The organism is Streptomyces sp. YS-3 (genome assembly GCF_045257485.1).
Taxonomy (GTDB): domain Bacteria; phylum Actinomycetota; class Actinomycetes; order Streptomycetales; family Streptomycetaceae; genus Streptomyces.
In genome coordinates this window covers 1-14,254 of sequence record NZ_JBJHPC010000130.1, presented here as the reverse complement: position 1 = coordinate 14,254, position 14,254 = coordinate 1, and the positions used below count along the sequence as shown (strand labels likewise).

At 73.2% G+C, this 14,254-nt stretch carries 16 protein-coding genes; 5 read left to right on the top strand and 11 right to left on the bottom strand.

All coding sequences use genetic code 11. The annotated features are described in order from the left end of the window. Together ACJA3G_RS13935 and ACJA3G_RS13930 are read right to left on the bottom strand one after the other, a co-directional pair. The coding region (locus tag ACJA3G_RS13935) for a DNA-3-methyladenine glycosylase I (RefSeq protein ID WP_406553269.1) at positions 1 to 409 on the bottom strand (409 nt) is incomplete at its 3' end. Beyond that, positions 406 to 729, bottom strand: a complete 324-nt coding sequence (locus tag ACJA3G_RS13930; RefSeq protein ID WP_406553268.1) for a DivIVA domain-containing protein — start codon at positions 727 to 729, stop codon at positions 406 to 408. The genes ACJA3G_RS13930 and ACJA3G_RS13935, both read right to left, overlap by 4 nt. 149 nt (positions 730 to 878) lie before the next feature. Between ACJA3G_RS13930 and folP the strand changes: the two genes are divergently transcribed. Continuing rightward, the gene (gene folP, locus ACJA3G_RS13925) at positions 879 to 1,739 is read left to right on the top strand and encodes a dihydropteroate synthase (protein ID WP_406553267.1); all 861 of its coding nucleotides are present in this window, start codon (positions 879 to 881) and stop codon (positions 1,737 to 1,739) included. Positions 1,740 to 1,760: 21 nt separating this feature from the next. Here folP and ACJA3G_RS13920 read toward each other — a convergent pair whose 3' ends face one another. Both ACJA3G_RS13920 and dapE read right to left on the bottom strand, forming a co-directional pair. Then, positions 1,761 to 2,519: a TIGR00730 family Rossman fold protein gene (locus ACJA3G_RS13920; RefSeq protein WP_365104788.1), complete on the bottom strand. Its 759-nt coding sequence runs from the start codon at positions 2,517 to 2,519 to the stop codon at positions 1,761 to 1,763. A gap of 79 nt (positions 2,520 to 2,598) precedes the next feature. Beyond that, positions 2,599 to 3,678, bottom strand: coding sequence for a succinyl-diaminopimelate desuccinylase (dapE, locus tag ACJA3G_RS13915; protein WP_406553266.1), 1,080 nt, complete (start codon positions 3,676 to 3,678; stop codon positions 2,599 to 2,601). Positions 3,679 to 3,786: 108 nt separating this feature from the next. Between dapE and ACJA3G_RS13910 the strand changes: the two genes are divergently transcribed. Both ACJA3G_RS13910 and ACJA3G_RS13905 read left to right on the top strand, forming a co-directional pair. Beyond that, positions 3,787 to 4,749: a hypothetical protein gene (locus ACJA3G_RS13910; RefSeq protein ID WP_406553265.1), complete on the top strand. Its 963-nt coding sequence runs from the start codon at positions 3,787 to 3,789 to the stop codon at positions 4,747 to 4,749. A gap of 289 nt (positions 4,750 to 5,038) precedes the next feature. Next, positions 5,039 to 5,488, top strand: a complete 450-nt coding sequence (locus ACJA3G_RS13905) for an ATP-binding protein (RefSeq protein ID WP_406553264.1) — start codon at positions 5,039 to 5,041, stop codon at positions 5,486 to 5,488. Between the two features lie 92 nt (positions 5,489 to 5,580). Here the strand turns inward: ACJA3G_RS13905 and dapC are convergent, their stop codons facing one another. Together dapC and fdxA are read right to left on the bottom strand one after the other, a co-directional pair. Further along, a complete protein-coding gene (gene dapC / locus ACJA3G_RS13900; RefSeq protein ID WP_406553263.1) occupies positions 5,581 to 6,699 on the bottom strand; it encodes a succinyldiaminopimelate transaminase in 1,119 nt (372 codons plus the stop codon). Positions 6,700 to 6,803: 104 nt separating this feature from the next. Then, entirely contained in the window at positions 6,804 to 7,139 is a 336-nt protein-coding gene (gene fdxA, locus ACJA3G_RS13895; RefSeq protein ID WP_188276063.1) for a ferredoxin, read from the bottom strand. A gap of 141 nt (positions 7,140 to 7,280) precedes the next feature. Between fdxA and ACJA3G_RS13890 the strand changes: the two genes are divergently transcribed. Together ACJA3G_RS13890 and ACJA3G_RS13885 are read left to right on the top strand one after the other, a co-directional pair. Further along, positions 7,281 to 8,276 carry a GNAT family N-acetyltransferase gene (locus tag ACJA3G_RS13890; protein ID WP_406553262.1) on the top strand — a complete coding sequence of 332 codons (996 nt, stop codon included), beginning with the start codon at positions 7,281 to 7,283 and terminating at the stop codon, positions 8,274 to 8,276. 42 nt (positions 8,277 to 8,318) lie between these two features. Continuing rightward, entirely contained in the window at positions 8,319 to 9,158 is an 840-nt protein-coding gene (locus ACJA3G_RS13885; protein ID WP_406553261.1) for a transglutaminase-like domain-containing protein, read from the top strand. A gap of 13 nt (positions 9,159 to 9,171) precedes the next feature. Here ACJA3G_RS13885 and ACJA3G_RS13880 read toward each other — a convergent pair whose 3' ends face one another. From ACJA3G_RS13880 to ACJA3G_RS13860, 5 genes are all read right to left on the bottom strand, one after another. Beyond that, on the bottom strand, positions 9,172 to 9,777 hold the full coding sequence (locus ACJA3G_RS13880; RefSeq protein ID WP_406553260.1) for a response regulator: 606 nt from the start codon (positions 9,775 to 9,777) through the stop codon (positions 9,172 to 9,174). A gap of 129 nt (positions 9,778 to 9,906) precedes the next feature. Continuing rightward, positions 9,907 to 11,046, bottom strand: coding sequence for a sensor histidine kinase (locus ACJA3G_RS13875; RefSeq protein WP_406553270.1), 1,140 nt, complete (start codon positions 11,044 to 11,046; stop codon positions 9,907 to 9,909). A 26-nt stretch (positions 11,047 to 11,072) separates the two neighbouring features. After that, a complete protein-coding gene (locus tag ACJA3G_RS13870) occupies positions 11,073 to 11,831 on the bottom strand; it encodes an ABC transporter permease (protein ID WP_406553259.1) in 759 nt (252 codons plus the stop codon). Further along, the gene (locus tag ACJA3G_RS13865; RefSeq protein WP_406553258.1) at positions 11,828 to 12,751 is read right to left on the bottom strand and encodes an ABC transporter ATP-binding protein; all 924 of its coding nucleotides are present in this window, start codon (positions 12,749 to 12,751) and stop codon (positions 11,828 to 11,830) included. Before ACJA3G_RS13865 ends, ACJA3G_RS13870 begins: the two co-directional genes overlap by 4 nt. A gap of 136 nt (positions 12,752 to 12,887) precedes the next feature. Further along, positions 12,888 to 14,254, bottom strand: a 1,367-nt coding sequence (locus ACJA3G_RS13860; protein ID WP_406553257.1) for a hypothetical protein, incomplete at its 5' end; no start/stop codon positions are given.

Sequence of the window (14,254 nt, the reverse complement as noted above, 5' to 3'; positions counted from 1 at the left end):
GAGCCGGGCGGGTGGCGGGGTCCGGGGCGTACGACCAGATCAGCTCGTCGAGTTCACCGGGGGCCCAGTCGGCCAGTACGCGCGCGTTGGCGAGGGTCGCGTCGATCTTGGCGCGGTTGCGGATGATCGTTTCGTCGGTCAGCAGCCGCGCCGCGTCCTCGTCCGTGAACGCGGCCACCTCGGCGATACGGAAGCCCGCGAAGGCGCGGCGGAAGCCCTCCCGGCGGCGCAGGATGGTGATCCACGACAGCCCCGACTGGAAGGCCTCCAGGCACAGCCGTTCGTAGAGGGCGTCGTCGCCGTGGACCGGCCGGCCCCACTCGGTGTCGTGGTAGGCCACGTAGTCCGCGGTGGACAGCCCCCACGGGCAGCGCGGCCGGCCGTCGGGTCCGGGGATGGCGGCACTCACTTGCGGGGCTCCTCGTCACGGCGGGTGTGGGCGGCGCTGAGCGCCTGCTGGAGGCCGGCGATGCGGGCGTCGCGCTCGGCGAGCTCCGCGGCGAGGCGGCTCAGCACGTCGTCGACCTCGGCCATGCGGTAGCCGCGCGCGGCCACCGGGAGCCGCAGGGCGTCGATGTCCGCGCGCTCCACCGGGCGGTCCTCGGGCAGCGGGTCGGCGAGCCGCTCGGAGCCCGTCTCGGGCAGTACGGCGTCGTCGCCGCCGCCCACCACGGCCAGCGTCACCGCGGCGACCACCACGACCATGGCGATCAGCAAGAACCAGAACACGCGCGAAGCCTCTCCCCGCCAGCCGGAAACCGTCGGGTCCGATCGTGCCATGCGGAGCTGGGAGTTAGGGTCTGTCGGGCGGCACAGGCCCGGCCCACCGGACACGGAACCAGAGGTCACGGGCGTCTTACCCGAGGAGGAAACAGCGGATGCTGCGGCTGGGACGGCGCGAGTTCGACGCGTACGAGCCGGTGATCATGGCGATCGTCAACCGGACCCCGGACTCCTTCTACGACCAGGGCGCGACCTTCCACGACGAGCCCGCGCTGGCCCGCGTGGAGGAGGCGGTGTCCCAGGGGGCCGCCATCGTCGACATCGGCGGGGTCAAGGCGGGCCCCGGCGAGGAGGTCACGGCCGAGGAGGAGGCGCGGCGCACGGTCGGCTTCGTGGCCGAGGTGCGGCGGCGCCATCCGGACGTGGTGATCAGCGTCGACACCTGGCGCCATGACGTCGGGGAGGCGGTCTGCGAGGCGGGCGCGGACGTGCTGAACGACGCGTGGGGCGGCGTCGACCCCAAGCTCGCGGAGGTCGCGGCGCGCTACGGCGCGGGTCTGGTGTGTACGCACGCGGGCGGCGTCGAGCCGCGCACCCGGCCGCACCGGACCGCGTACGAGGACGTGGTGGAGGACATCCTCCGCGTCACCGTCGGGCTCGCGGAGCGGGCGGTCGCGCTCGGGGTGCGGCGGGACGGGATCATGATCGATCCCGGTCATGACTTCGGCAAGAACACCCGCCACAGCCTGGAGGCGACCCGGCGGCTCGGGGAGATGACGGCGACCGGGTGGCCGGTCCTGGTCTCCCTCTCCAACAAGGACTTCGTCGGGGAGACGCTGGACCGGCCGGTCAAGGAGCGGCTGATCGGGACCCTGGCGACGACGGCGGTGTCGGCGTGGCTGGGGGCACGGGTGTACCGGGTGCACGAGGTCGCGGAGACGCGTCAGGTGCTGGACATGGTGGCGTCCATCGCGGGCCACCGTCCGCCGGCCGTCGCCCGGCGCGGACTGGCCTGACCGGGCTCCGCCCGGCGGGGCCTACCGCCCCACCTCCTTCGTCACCAGTGCCACCGCCTCCTCCACGCTGTCGGTGACGTGGAAGAGCAGCAGGTCGCTCTCGGAGGCCTTGCCGCCCGCGACGACCGTGTCGCGGAGCCAGTCGACCAGGCCGGTCCAGTACTCGGAGCCGAACAGGACGATCGGGAAGCGGGTCACCTTGCCGGTCTGGACGAGCGTGAGCGCCTCGAAGAGCTCGTCCAGCGTGCCGAGGCCGCCGGGGAGCACGACGAAGCCCTGCGCGTACTTCACGAACATCGTCTTGCGGACGAAGAAGTAGCGGAAGTTGACGCCGATGTCGACGTGCGGATTGAGCCCCTGCTCGAAGGGGAGCTCGATACCGAGACCGACCGAGACGCCGCGCGCCTCGCGCGCCCCCCGGTTCGCCGCCTCCATCGCCCCCGGCCCGCCGCCGGTGATCACCGCGAAGCCCGCCTCGACCAGCGCCTGGCCGATGCGCACGCCCGCCTCGTACTCCAGCGAGTCCACCGGGGTGCGGGCCGAGCCGAAGACGCTGATGGCGCTGGGCAGTTCGGCGAGGGCGCCGAAGCCCTCGACGAACTCGGACTGGATGCGCATCACCCGCCAGGGGTCGGTGTGCACCCACTCCGAGTCGCCCTCGGTGTCCAGGAGCCGCTGGTCGGTGGTTCCGGGCTTCACCTGCTCGCGGCGGCGCAGCACCGGCCCGAGCCGCTGCTCCAGCCGCTGTTCGCCCGGAAACTCTCCCTCGGGATAGGCCATTGCGTGCTCCCTTCCGCTGACTCAAGTCATATGACGCGTCCGGCCAGGGTAGGACGACTTACGTGACGAATGATGAAATTCAGGCGGTCAGCCAGGCGTGAAGTCGCCGTTCGCAGTGGGTGATCCGGTCGACGGCCACGTGTTCGTCGCGCTTGTGCGCGTACAGGGCGTCGCCGGGGCCGTAATTGACGGCCGGGACGCCGAGCTCGCCGAAGCGGGAGACGTCGGTCCAGCCGAACTTGGGCTGCGGGGTGCCGCCGACCGCCGCCATGAAGGCCGCGGCGGCCGGGTGTGAGAGCCCGGGCAGGGCCGCGCCGGAGTGGTCGTCGACGGTGAACTCCGTGACACCGCAGTCCGCGAAGACCTCGCGGACGTGGGCCAGCGCCTCCTCGGGGGTGCGGTCCGGGGCGTACCGGTAGTTGACGGTGACCGCGCACGCGTCGGGGATGACGTTGTTGGCGACGCCGCCCTCGATCCGTACCGCGTTCAGGCCCTCGTGGTACTCCAGCCCGTCGATCACCGGCCGGCGCGGCTCGTACGCGGCGAGCCTGGCCAGGACCGGGGCGGCGGCGTGGATGGCGTTGGAGCCCATCCAGGCGCGCGCGGAGTGGGCCCGCTCCCCCGCCGTGTGCAGGATGACCCGCAGGGTGCCCTGGCAGCCGCCCTCGACCTGGGCGTCGGAGGGCTCCAGGAGCACCGCGAAGTCGCCCTCGATCCAGTCGGGGTGCGCCTCGGCGACGTGCCCGAGCCCGTTGAGGTGCGCCGCGACCTCCTCGTTGTCGTAGAAGACGAAGGTCAGGTCGCGGTTGGGCGCGGGGACGGTCGCCGCGATGCGCAGCTGCACGGCCACGCCGGACTTCATGTCCGAGGTGCCGCAGCCCCACAGGACGCCGTTCTCGTCGAGGCGCGAGGGCACGTTGCCGGCGATCGGGACGGTGTCGATGTGCCCGGCGAGGACGACCCGCTCGGCGCGCCCCAGGTTCGTGCGCGCGACGACGTTGTTGCCGTGGCGGTCCACGGTCAGATGCGGCAGCGTCCGCAGCGCCGCCTCGATCGCGTCCGCGRGCGGCTTCTCCGTTCCGCTCTCGGACGGGAAGTCGACGAGCCACGCGGTGAGCGCGGGGCCGTCCAGAGTCAGGTCGAGTGCGCTGTCTGCCATGGCACCGACCCTAGCGCGCCCGCCCCGACCTGGGCCGGGGCGTCCATGGGCCCCCATGTGGCGCCCGGCCCCGGGGTCCTCGCCCCACCCTCCAGTACGGTGGTCCCCGTGTCCCAGCCCCGCACTCCCGCACGACCCGCACGGCGCGGCCGTCTCTTCCGTTTCGTGGCCGCGGCCGTCGTGCTGCTCGCCGTGGCCGGCTATCTGGTGGTGCAGTACCTCAGCGGGGGCCCCGGGGCGCCGAGGTGCACCGTGGGGTCCGGGGACGACACCTTCCGGCTCAGCCCCGAGCAGGCCGAGAACGCGGCGACGATCTCCGCGGTCGGCACCTCGCACGGGATGCCCGAGCGGGCGGTGACCATCGCGCTGGCCACCGCGCTCCAGGAGTCGGGCCTGCGCAACATCACGCACGGCGACCGCGACTCCCTCGGGCTCTTCCAGCAGCGGCCCTCACAGGGCTGGGGCAGCGTGCAGCAGATCATGGACCCGGTCTACTCGGCCGGGAAGTTCTACCAGCGCCTGGCGGAGGTGCCCGGCTACTCGCGGCTGCCGCTGACCGTGGCCGCGCAGCGGGTCCAGCGCAGCGGCTTCCCGCAGGCGTACGCCAAGCACGAGCCGGACGCGGCGCTGCTCACGGCCGCGCTCACGGGCCGCAGCCCCGCCTCCCTGACCTGCACCATCGCCAAGGACACCCGCCCGGGCGACCCGGCGCAGGTGCGCGCCGAGCTGGCCCGCGCGTTCGGCGCGGGAGTGGTCCCGGACAAGGGCGAGGGGCGTGAACTCAGCGTGCCGGTGCGCACGCCCGCGCGCGCCGGGGCCGACGGCGAGGACGGCGCGGTACAGCGCGGCTGGGAGCTGGCCCACTGGGCGGTCGCGCACGCCGCGGCGTTCCGGGTGGAGCGGGTCTCGTACGCGGGGCACACCTGGCGCGTGGACGGCTCCCGCAAGGGCTGGCACACCGACGACGCCGAGGCGGACACCGGCGCCACCAGCGGGAACACGGCCGACGGGACGAGCGGAGCGGGGAGTTCCGGCGCGGTCGGCCGGGTCCTCATCCAGCTCGCCCCCTAGCGCGCGACACCCGTTCGGGCGGCCACTCGTACGGGGCACAGAGGCCTTTCGCGTACACCGTTTCGTACACCCACCCCCGCGCCCACCCGAAGAATCGTCAATTCCCTTGGGAACAAAGGGATGTGGCGGCGTTCAGCGTATTGTCGCCACGGCTCGTTTGCCCGTTTTTATCCGAACCCGATAATGCGACGCATTGCGAACTCTTTACCCGGGCCCTCCGCAACCTGATCCGCACCCCGAGGAGTTGTCACAGCGTCCGAACGCCGTTCCTCCCGTCTCAAGGAGCATCATGTCCCTCCCCCTGACCCGTCGGATCGCCCGTGCCGCGCTGCTCGTCGCGGCGGGTGCAGTTCCCGTGGTCGGCGCGGCCGGCGCGGCGAGCGCCGCTGCCCTTCCGGAGACCACGAACCTGGGCGGTCTGACCGCCCTCGACGGCGCGAACCTCGGCAACACCGTCGACGGCGCCGCGCAGAAGGCCACCGGCCTGGCGGGCGACGCCGGCAGCAAGGCCGTCAAGCAGGCGGTCCCGGCCGCGGGCAAGACCGTCGGCAAGGCGGGGAAGACGGCGACCCCGGCGGCCCAGAAGGCGGCGGGCGACGCCGCGGGCAACGCGGGCGACCTCCTCGGCTCCACCGCCAAGTCGGCCAGCCTGGACGGCCTTCCGGTCGGCGGCCAGCTGCCCACCCAGGGGCTGCCCTCCACCGACCAGCTGCCCCTCAAGGGCCTGCCCGTCGGCTGAGCCGCGCTGCCGCGCACCCCGCGCGGCGCGGCGCCGAAGGGGCCCCGGGAACTCTCCCCCCGGGGCCCCTTCTCATGCCGTCCCGGCCGCGCTCAGGCCGTCCCGGCCGGGCGGGGCCCGCCCAGCCGCTTCACGGCCGCCTCGACGCGCTCGTCCGTCGCCGTGAAGGCCACCCGGACGAAGTCCGCGCCCGCCTCGCCGTAGAAGTCACCGGGCGCCACCAGGATGCCGCGCTCGGCGAGGTGGGCCACGGTCTGCCAGCAGCCCTCGCCGCGGGTCGCCCACAGGTAGAGGCTGGCCTCGCTGTGCTCGATCCGGAAGCCGTGCTCGACCAGCGCCCCGCGCAGGGCGGCGCGGCGGGCCGCGTAGCGCGCCCGCTGCTCCTGTACGTGGACGTCGTCGCCCAGCGCCGCCACGGTGGCCGCCTGGACCGGCGCGGCCGTCATCATCCCGCCGTGCTTGCGGATCTGGAGCAGCTCGCCGAGGACGGCCTCGTCGCCCGCGATGAACGCGGCGCGGTACCCGGCGAGGTTGGAGCGCTTGGAGAGCGAGTGGACGGCGACGAGACCCTCGTACGTACCGCCGCAGACGTCCGGGTGCAGCACCGAGACCGGCTCGGCCTCCCAGCCCAGCTCCAGGTAGCACTCGTCGGAGACGACCAGGACGCCGTGCTCGCGCGCCCAGGCGACGATCCGGACCAGCTCGTCCTTGGCGAGCACCCGGCCGGTCGGGTTGGACGGCGAGTTCAGCCAGAGCAGCCTGAGTCCGGACGGGTCGAGCTCGGTCGGGTCCTCGTAGCCGACGGACTCCGCGCCGCAGAGCCGGGCGCCCACCTCGTACGTCGGGTAGGCCAGCCGCGGATGGGCGACCTTGTCGCCCGGGCCCAGGCCCAGCTGGGTCGGCAGCCAGGCCACCAGCTCCTTGGAGCCGACCACCGGCAGCACGTTGCGGTGGCCGACGCCGACCGCGCCGAGCCGGCGCCCGACCCACCCCGTGAGCGCGTCGCGCAGCTCCGTGGTCCCCCACACCGTCGGATAGCCGGGCGAGTCCGCGGCCCCGGCCAGCGCCTCGCGGATCAGCCGCGGGACCGGGTCGACCGGGGTGCCCACGGACAGGTCCACGATTCCGTCCGGATGGGCCGCGGCCGTCGCCTTGTACGGCTCCAGCTTGTCCCAGGGGAAGACGGGCAGGCGTGCGGAGACTGCGCCCACGGGAGGTGCTCACTTTCTCGTACGGAAATGCCGTGCCGGGCAAACGCCTCGGTCCCGCAGGGCGCTGGGCGCCGTACGGGACCGGGCGGACACGCGGTGGGGTGTCAGTGCTCGCTGTCGGCGTTGATGTCGGCGGGCAGCGCGGCGATGAAGGGGTGGTCGCGCTCGATCAGGCCGAGCTTGGAGGCGCCACCGGGCGAACCGAGCTCGTCGAAGAACTCGACGTTCGCCTTGTAGTAGTCCTTCCACTCCTCCGGGGTGTCGTCCTCGTAGAAGATGGCCTCGACCGGGCAGACCGGCTCACAGGCGCCACAGTCGACACATTCGTCCGGGTGGATGTAGAGGGACCGCTGGCCCTCATAGATGCAGTCGACCGGGCACTCTTCGATGCATGCCTTGTCCTTAAGGTCGACACAAGGCTCCGCAATGACGTAGGTCACGCTGTCGTTCCTCCTCGATAGGGCGCGGCGGGCCGGTCTGCGGCTCCGTCCACGTGGCGCGCGGGAGCGCGGCGTCGTCGATGCCCGCACCTAGTATCTCCGTTCCGGGGCGCGATCCGAACAGGAGGGGCGAAGAGAGCTGTGGAGTTCACCACCGGCGGACGGCTGGTCGTCAGAATCACGCCGGAAGATCAGGGCAAACGCGTATCAGTCAGACACCTGACGGGGTCCGGGGAGCGGGGCCCGAAGTTCACCGACACGGTCGGCGTTCTCACATCGTGGGACGCCGGGGTGCTGTCGATCGTCCGCAGGAACGGCGAGGCGGTACGCGTCCCGGAGAGCGAGATGGTCGCGGGCAAGGTCATCCCCGCCGAACCCGCCCGGCGCCGTGGCCCGGCCGCCACCTTCCGGGAGTTGGCGCTGGTCAGCGCACGTGCGTGGCAGCCCGTGGAGAGCGAGGAGCTGGGCGGCTGGACCCTGCGGGCGGCCGGCGGATTCACCCGGCGGGCCAATTCCGTGCTGCCGCTCGGCGAGCCGGGGATGCCCCTGGAGGACGCCCTCGCGTACGCGCGCGCCTGGTACACCGCCCGTGGCCTTCCCACGTACGTACAGACGTCCACCGGCGCCGAGGGGACCCAGGAGGCCCTCTGTGTCGATCTTGAAAAGTTTGGGTGGGTTCGCGAGGTAAGCGCCCAACTGCGGATCGCCGCACTTGCCCCGATCGGGGACCTCGACGCGGACGTCTCACCGGTGGAGCTGTCCCGTTCCGTCGGTTCCGCCTGGCTCGCCCGCTACCAGCGCACCGGCACGCCCGGACCCCATGTGCGCACGGTACTGGAGAGCGGCCCCTCCACCTGGTTCGCCGCCGTGGCCGGGGACGGGGACGTCCCCGCCGCGATCGGCCGGTGCGTGGTCGACGGCCGCTGGGCGGGGTTCATGGCGGTCGAGGTGGACCCGGCGCAGCGCCGCCGGGGGCTCGCCACGGCCGTGATGACCGCGCTGGCCCGGCAGGCGCTCTCCGAGGGCGCCTCGGCGGCCTGGCTCCAGGTCGAGGCGGACAACGGGGGCGCCCACGCCCTCTACGACGCCCAGGGCTTCACCACCCACCACACCTACCACCACTTCCGGCAGGGCTGAGCGCCGGACTTTCCGATCTCCACGAACGGGTACGAGGCGGTTATGGAACCCGAAAGCCCCGGCGCCGAGGACTGGCGGCGGCAGTTCACCGAGGAGGCCCGGTCCGCGCGGCCGGACCTGACCACGCTGTGCCTGCTGATCGGCGCGGTGGCCGATCCCGGCCTCGGCCGGCCCGGCCTGGACGCGGCGCAGATGGAGCTGGACCGGCTGGCCGGCCTGCTCCCCCACGGCGTCACCGGGGCCCGCCCCTGGGCGCTGGCCCTGGCCGCGCTGCTCGGCGGCGACTGCGACTTCCGGGGCGGCCCGGCCGAGTACCAGCGCCTGGAGTCCTCACTGCTGCCGGAGGTGCTGCGGCGCCGCCGGGGGCTGCCGATCCTGCTCTCGGTGGTCTGGATGGAGGTGGCGCGCAGGGCCGGGGCCCCGGTGTACGGGGTGGCCCTGCCCGGCCACTTCGTGGTGGGCTTCGGCAGCCCCGAGGAGCGGGTGCTCGCGGATCCGTTCGACGGGGGTCGGCCGCTGACCGGTGCGGACGCGGAGCTGCTGGTGGCCGGGGCCACCGGCGCCCCGCTCGACCCGTCGATGATCACCCCGGCCGACCCGCTGGCGGTCGTGCTGCGCGTCCTCAACAACATCCGCGCCTGGGCCGCGGCCCGCCCGGAGCGGAGCGACGTGGCCCTGTGGGCGCTCGATCTGTCCCTGCTGCTGCCGACCCATCCCGCCCGGCTGCGCTACGACCGCGCCCAGCTCCTGGTCCAGCGCGGCGACTTCCTCACGGGCGCCGCGGAGTTCGACAGTTACGCGGACATCCTGGAGCCGGTGGAGCCCCGCACAGCCGAGACGGTCCGGGGCCGGGCCCGGGCGGCGCGGGCGATGCTGAACTGACGCCGGGTCCGCGTCAGAGCCAGCCCTTCTCGCGGGCGATGCCCACCGCCTCCGCCCGGTTGCGGGCGGCCAGCTTCTGGATCGCCATGGAGAGGTAGTTGCGGACCGTGCCCTGTGAGAGGCAGAGCATCCGGGCGAGTTCGGCGTTGGTGGCGCCGTTCGCCGCCGCGCGCAGGACGTCGCGCTCGCGGTCGGTCAGCGGGTTGGCGCCCTCGGCGAGCGCGGCGGCGGCCAGCGTCGGGTCGATCACCCGCTCCCCCGCCAGCACCCTGCGCACCGCCGCCGCGAGCTGCGCGGCCGGGGCGTCCTTCACCAGGAAGGCGGCGGCTCCCGACTCCATCGCGCTGCGCAGATAGCCGGGGCGCCCGAAGGTCGTCAGGATCACGATCCGCAGCTCGGGCAGCTCGCGGTGGAGGACCGCGGCGGCCTCGATGCCGGTCATCCCGGGCATCTCGATGTCCAGGAGCGCCACGTCGGGGGCGCAGGCGCGGGCCGCGGCCAGCACCTCGTCGCCCCTGGCCACCTGGGCCACCACGTCGAAGTCGGGCTCCAGGCCGAGCAGGGCCGCGAGGGCCTCGCGGACCATGGACTGGTCTTCGGCCAGGAGAAGGCGGATCATGCCCGGATTCTAGTGCCGCGGCAGGCGGCGTCTGCCCGTCGAGGAGCGGCGTCCGGCGCGTGCTCCGGGGGTCCCCCCGGCCGGAGGCCGGGGGGAGGGCCAGGGCCGCACCCGGCTTCCCCCGCGCCCCTAGGGGGTGGCCAGCGGGACCCTCGCCGTCAGGGTGAAGCCCTTGCCCTTGTGCGCCGACGGCTCCAGTGTGCCGTCCACCTCCGACAGACGTTCCGCCAGGCCCGTCAGGCCGTTGCCGGCCGTGACGGCGACGGCGCCCCGGCCGTCGTCCGCGACCTTCAGTTCCAGGAAGCGGCCGTCCAGGGTCTGGCACTCCCCGAGGCTGATGGCGCAGCTGCTCGCGCCGCTGTGCCGGACCACGTTGGTGACGGCCTCGCGGACCACCCAGGCCAGGGCCTCCCCCGCGCCCGGGGACAGCCCGGGCGGGAGTTCGTCCGTCACCGGCAGGTCAGCGGCCACTCCCGCCGCCGTCAACGCGGTGCGGGCACCCGCCAGTTCCCCGGTGAGGGTCGCCCTGCGGTAGCCGGTGACCGCTTCCCGTACGTCCACCAGGGCCTGGCGGCTGACCTGTTCGATGTCGGCGACCTGCTGGGCCGCCTGGTCGGGGTGGCCCGGGAGCATCCGGCCCGCCAGCTCGCTCTTGAGCGTGATCAGGGAGAGCGAGTGGCCCAGCAGGTCGTGCAGGTCGCGGGCGAGGCGCAGCCGCTCCTCGTTGGCCGCGAGCTGGGCCACGGTCGCCCTGGCCTGGCGCAGTTCCACGGTCGTACGGACGAGGTGGCGCACTCCCGTCATGGCGAAGCCGCCGAGCAGGGCCGGGATCGCCAGGCCCGGCACGAAGTCGCCCCAGTCGCCCCGGGTGGTCAGGCCGATTAGGGCCATCACCGCCGTGGCGCCGGGGATCGCCCAGCGGGCGAGCGGCAGCGGCAGCACCGCCCCGCAGCCGACCGAGACGTACACGAAGAGCACCAGCCAGGGCGCGTCCAGGGTCAGCGAGGTGGCCACCGCGATGCCGGTCAGGAAGACCAGCATCGAGGCGACCGTGGCGCGGGCGAAGGGGCGGGCGGTGTGCCGGAAGACCAGGCCCAGATAGACCCCCACGAACGCCACCAGGGCGAGCCAGCCGAGCGCGGTCGCCCACGCCGTGTGCTCCTCCTTCAGGAGGTCGGAGACCGGGGCGCCGAGGAACGCCAGCCAGATGCCGATCCACAGCAGCTTGCGCAGCGCCTCCTGGCGGTTCCGCGGCGGGCGGCCCGGCATGGGTCCGCGGTCTTCCCTCACGCTCGTCACGCCTTCAGGGTGTCCTTCCGGTACAGCCAGGCCGCGCCGCCCGCGAAGAGCAGGAAGTAGGCGACGAGGACGGCCACGTCCTTGGTGTGCGGGGCGCTGCCCGCCTCGATGGCCTGCCCGAGCGCAGCGTACGCGTGGGTGGGCAGCCAGGTGGCGAGCGACCGCAGCCAGGGCGCGAACGTCGTGGTGGGCATCCACAGACCGCCGAGGATGGAGAGGCCGAAGTAGATGATCATCGTGATCGGGCGGACCGCGTCACCGCTCGCGAGGTAGCCGATGGCCACGCCGAGCGCGGCGAAGCAGAGCGAGCCCGCCCAGATGGACCCGGTCAGCGCCAGCCACTGCCAGGCCGCGAACCGTACGTCCTTGACGGTGGCCGCCACCAGGAAGACCACCAGGATGCACGGCAGGGTCACCACCGCGGCGCTCGCGATCTTCGCCAGGACGTAGCCGCGGCCGGGCAGCGCGGTCAGCCGCAGCTGGCGCACCCAGCCCTTCTCGCGCTCCTTGGCGATCTTCTCGCTGTTGCCCATCAGGACGGCGGTGATCGCGCCGAACGAGGCCATGGAGACCATGAAGAAGGCGGGGAAGGTCAGATCGGTGCCGCCGATGGTGTCCGTGGTGTTCTGCGAGCCGGAGATCAGCAGGTACAGCGCGGAGGGGTAGATCACCGAGAAGAACATGAACTTCTTGTTCCGCAGGGTGCGGACGGCTTCGAGCTTGATGAGCGTCCCGGAAAAGAATCGATTCATCATGCGGTCCTGGCCTCCTCGGCCTCGGTGATGGCGACGAAGGCCTGCTCCAGGCCGAGGCCCGCGACCTCAAGGTTGCGGGGGTACAGACCGAGCCCGTACACCGCGTGGACGGTGGCGTCGGCGTCGGTCGACTGGAGGCGGACCGTGCGGCCGGAGATGTCCAGGCCCGCCAGGAAGGGCAGTCCGCGCAGGACCGCCTCGTCGATCGCGCCCTCCAGGTCGAAGGCGATCCGGCGGGCGCCGGCCTTCGCCTTGATCTCGGCTGCGGTGCCGTCGGCGAGGAGGCGGCCCTTGTGGAGGACCAGGACGCGGTCGGCGATCGCGTCGGCCTCCTCCAGGTAGTGGGTGGCGAACAGGACCGTACGGCCCTGCTGGGTCTGCTGGCGCATGGTCGCCCAGAACGCCTGGCGGGCGGTGACGTCCATGCCCGTGGTCGGCTCGTCCAGGACGATCAGGTCGTTGGCGCCGGCGGTCGCGAGCGCGAAGCGCACCCGCTGCTCCTGGCCGCCGGAGAGCTTGTTGACCAGCCGGTCGGCGATCTGCGCGACACCGGCGCGGTCCAGGACCTCGTCGACCGGGTGCGGACGCGGGTGCAGATCGCAGGCGAGCTTCACCAGCTCACGGACCTTGACCTCCTCCATCAGACCGCCGCTCTGGAGCATCGCGCCGACGCGGCCGTCCTGGATGGCCTGCTCGGGCGTGGTGCCGAAGAGGCGCACCGCGCCCGCGTCGGCCTTGCGCAGCCCGAGCAGCAGATCGAGCGTGGAGGACTTGCCCGCGCCGTTCGGCCCGAGGAGCGCGACCGTCTCGCCGGGGTGCAGCTCCAGGGAGAGGTCCGCGACGGCGCGGACGTCCCCGTAGCTCTTGCTCACGCGCTCGAAGCTCACCACGGAGGTGGTGGTGGAGGTGGTGGTGGTCATGCCCCAAGGTTGGCCCGCGGGGCCGGTCCGGGGTCAGTGCCGGGTGTCGTGACTGTCGGATGACAGATGTCATGCGAGGGGCATGACACGGCCCCCGTACGCGCCGGGGCGTACGGGGCCGGAGGACAGCCGCAGGTCAGCTCGGGTTCAGCTCGATCGTCACGACCCGCTGCGCCGGGGTCTTGCCGCGCAGCGCGCTCTGCATCGCCTTGGCCACGTCGTCCGCGGTCAGCTGGTGCTTCTGCCCGTCGCCCTTCATGATCATCACGCCGTCGAAGGCGCTGCCCATGAGCTGGTCGATGGCCTTCTTGTCGTAGACCTCGATGAGCTTCCCCTCCACCGGCTTCATGGAGAGGATCTTCGGAAGCGACTTCACCGGACCGAAGTCGATCTTCTTGCCGCCCGCCTTGATGGTGATCAGACCGGACATGGCGGGCTTGGCGAACTCGTTCATCGCCCGGTCGATCTCGGCCTCGGTGATGGTCGGGCTGCGCCCGGTGACCGGCAGTCGCACCTCATTGGGCCGGCCCGTCTGGACCTGCGCCCGGTACGCGTCCTTGACCGCGATCATCGAGCGGGCGACGTCGAGGCTCTTGCCCGCCTTGCCCGGTACGGCCACGGCCTTGCCGGGGACGAACTTGATCGTGCCCTCGACCGCCGAGCCCGAGGCGCCCGCGAGGTCGGTGAGCGCGACGCCGAGCTTCTCCTCGTCGACCGGGATGACCGGTTCGGCGACGCGCTTGCCGCCGAAGAGCGAGGAGATGACGGAGACCGGGTTGTAGTCGCTGCCCGCCGCGTTGCGCACGGTCGACTGGCTGTCCAGGGTGAGGCCCGCCTTGTCCGGCGCGAGCGTCTCCTTCTTGCCGTCGACGGTGAGCCGCAGCGGCTGGGCGGCGCGCTTGCCGAGCGTGGCGTCGAGCTTGGCGACGGCCTGCTCCTTGCTGCCGCCGCCGATGTCGACGCCGAGGACCGTGGTGCCCTTGGGGACCTCGGAGTGGTTGAGCAGCAGCCCAGCGCCGTACGCGACGACCGCGGCGCCGACGGCCGCCACCGCGAGCAGGACCAGCTTGGAGCGGCCCTTCTTCTTGGCGGGCGGCGCGCTCGCACGGGCCGGGGCGGGCGGCTCCTGGACCGGGCGCGGCCCGTCCGGCGTCCTCGGGCCGAGGTCGGGCCCCGCGCCCGCGCCGGGCGGGAACGAGGAACGGTTCTCCTCCGGTACGACCGGGATGCCGCTGGTCAGCGTGTCCCCGGAGACATGGCCGGCCGGCGGGGGCGCGGTGACGCGCGGAGCACCCGGCACCGGGGCCGGGGCCTGCGGGGTCAGGATCGCCGTGTCGTCGGAGAGCGGCGGCACCGGCGCGACCGGGCCGGGCCGCACGCCCCGCGCGCCCGGGACCGGGGTGCCGTGGGCGGGCGTACCGCCGGGACCCCGGGCGCCCGGGACCGGGGTGCCGTGGGCGGGCGTACCGCCGGGACCCCGGGCGCCCGGGACCGGGGTGCCGT

Bases quoted from the DNA above. Each gene is read 5' to 3' on its own strand.
- folP (WP_406553267.1), top strand. From the start codon at position 879: ATGCTGCGGCTGGGACGGCGCGAGTTCGACGCGTACGAGCCGGTGATC.
- ACJA3G_RS13920 (WP_365104788.1), bottom strand. From the start codon at position 2,519: ATGGCCTATCCCGAGGGAGAGTTTCCGGGCGAACAGCGGCTGGAGCAG.
- ACJA3G_RS13905 (WP_406553264.1), top strand. From the start codon at position 5,039: ATGTCCCTCCCCCTGACCCGTCGGATCGCCCGTGCCGCGCTGCTCGTC.
- ACJA3G_RS13885 (WP_406553261.1), top strand. From the start codon at position 8,319: ATGGAACCCGAAAGCCCCGGCGCCGAGGACTGGCGGCGGCAGTTCACC.
- ACJA3G_RS13880 (WP_406553260.1), bottom strand. From the start codon at position 9,777: ATGATCCGCCTTCTCCTGGCCGAAGACCAGTCCATGGTCCGCGAGGCC.
- ACJA3G_RS13875 (WP_406553270.1), bottom strand. From the start codon at position 11,046: ATGCCGGGCCGCCCGCCGCGGAACCGCCAGGAGGCGCTGCGCAAGCTG.
- ACJA3G_RS13870 (WP_406553259.1), bottom strand. From the start codon at position 11,831: ATGATGAATCGATTCTTTTCCGGGACGCTCATCAAGCTCGAAGCCGTC.
- ACJA3G_RS13865 (WP_406553258.1), bottom strand. From the start codon at position 12,751: ATGACCACCACCACCTCCACCACCACCTCCGTGGTGAGCTTCGAGCGC.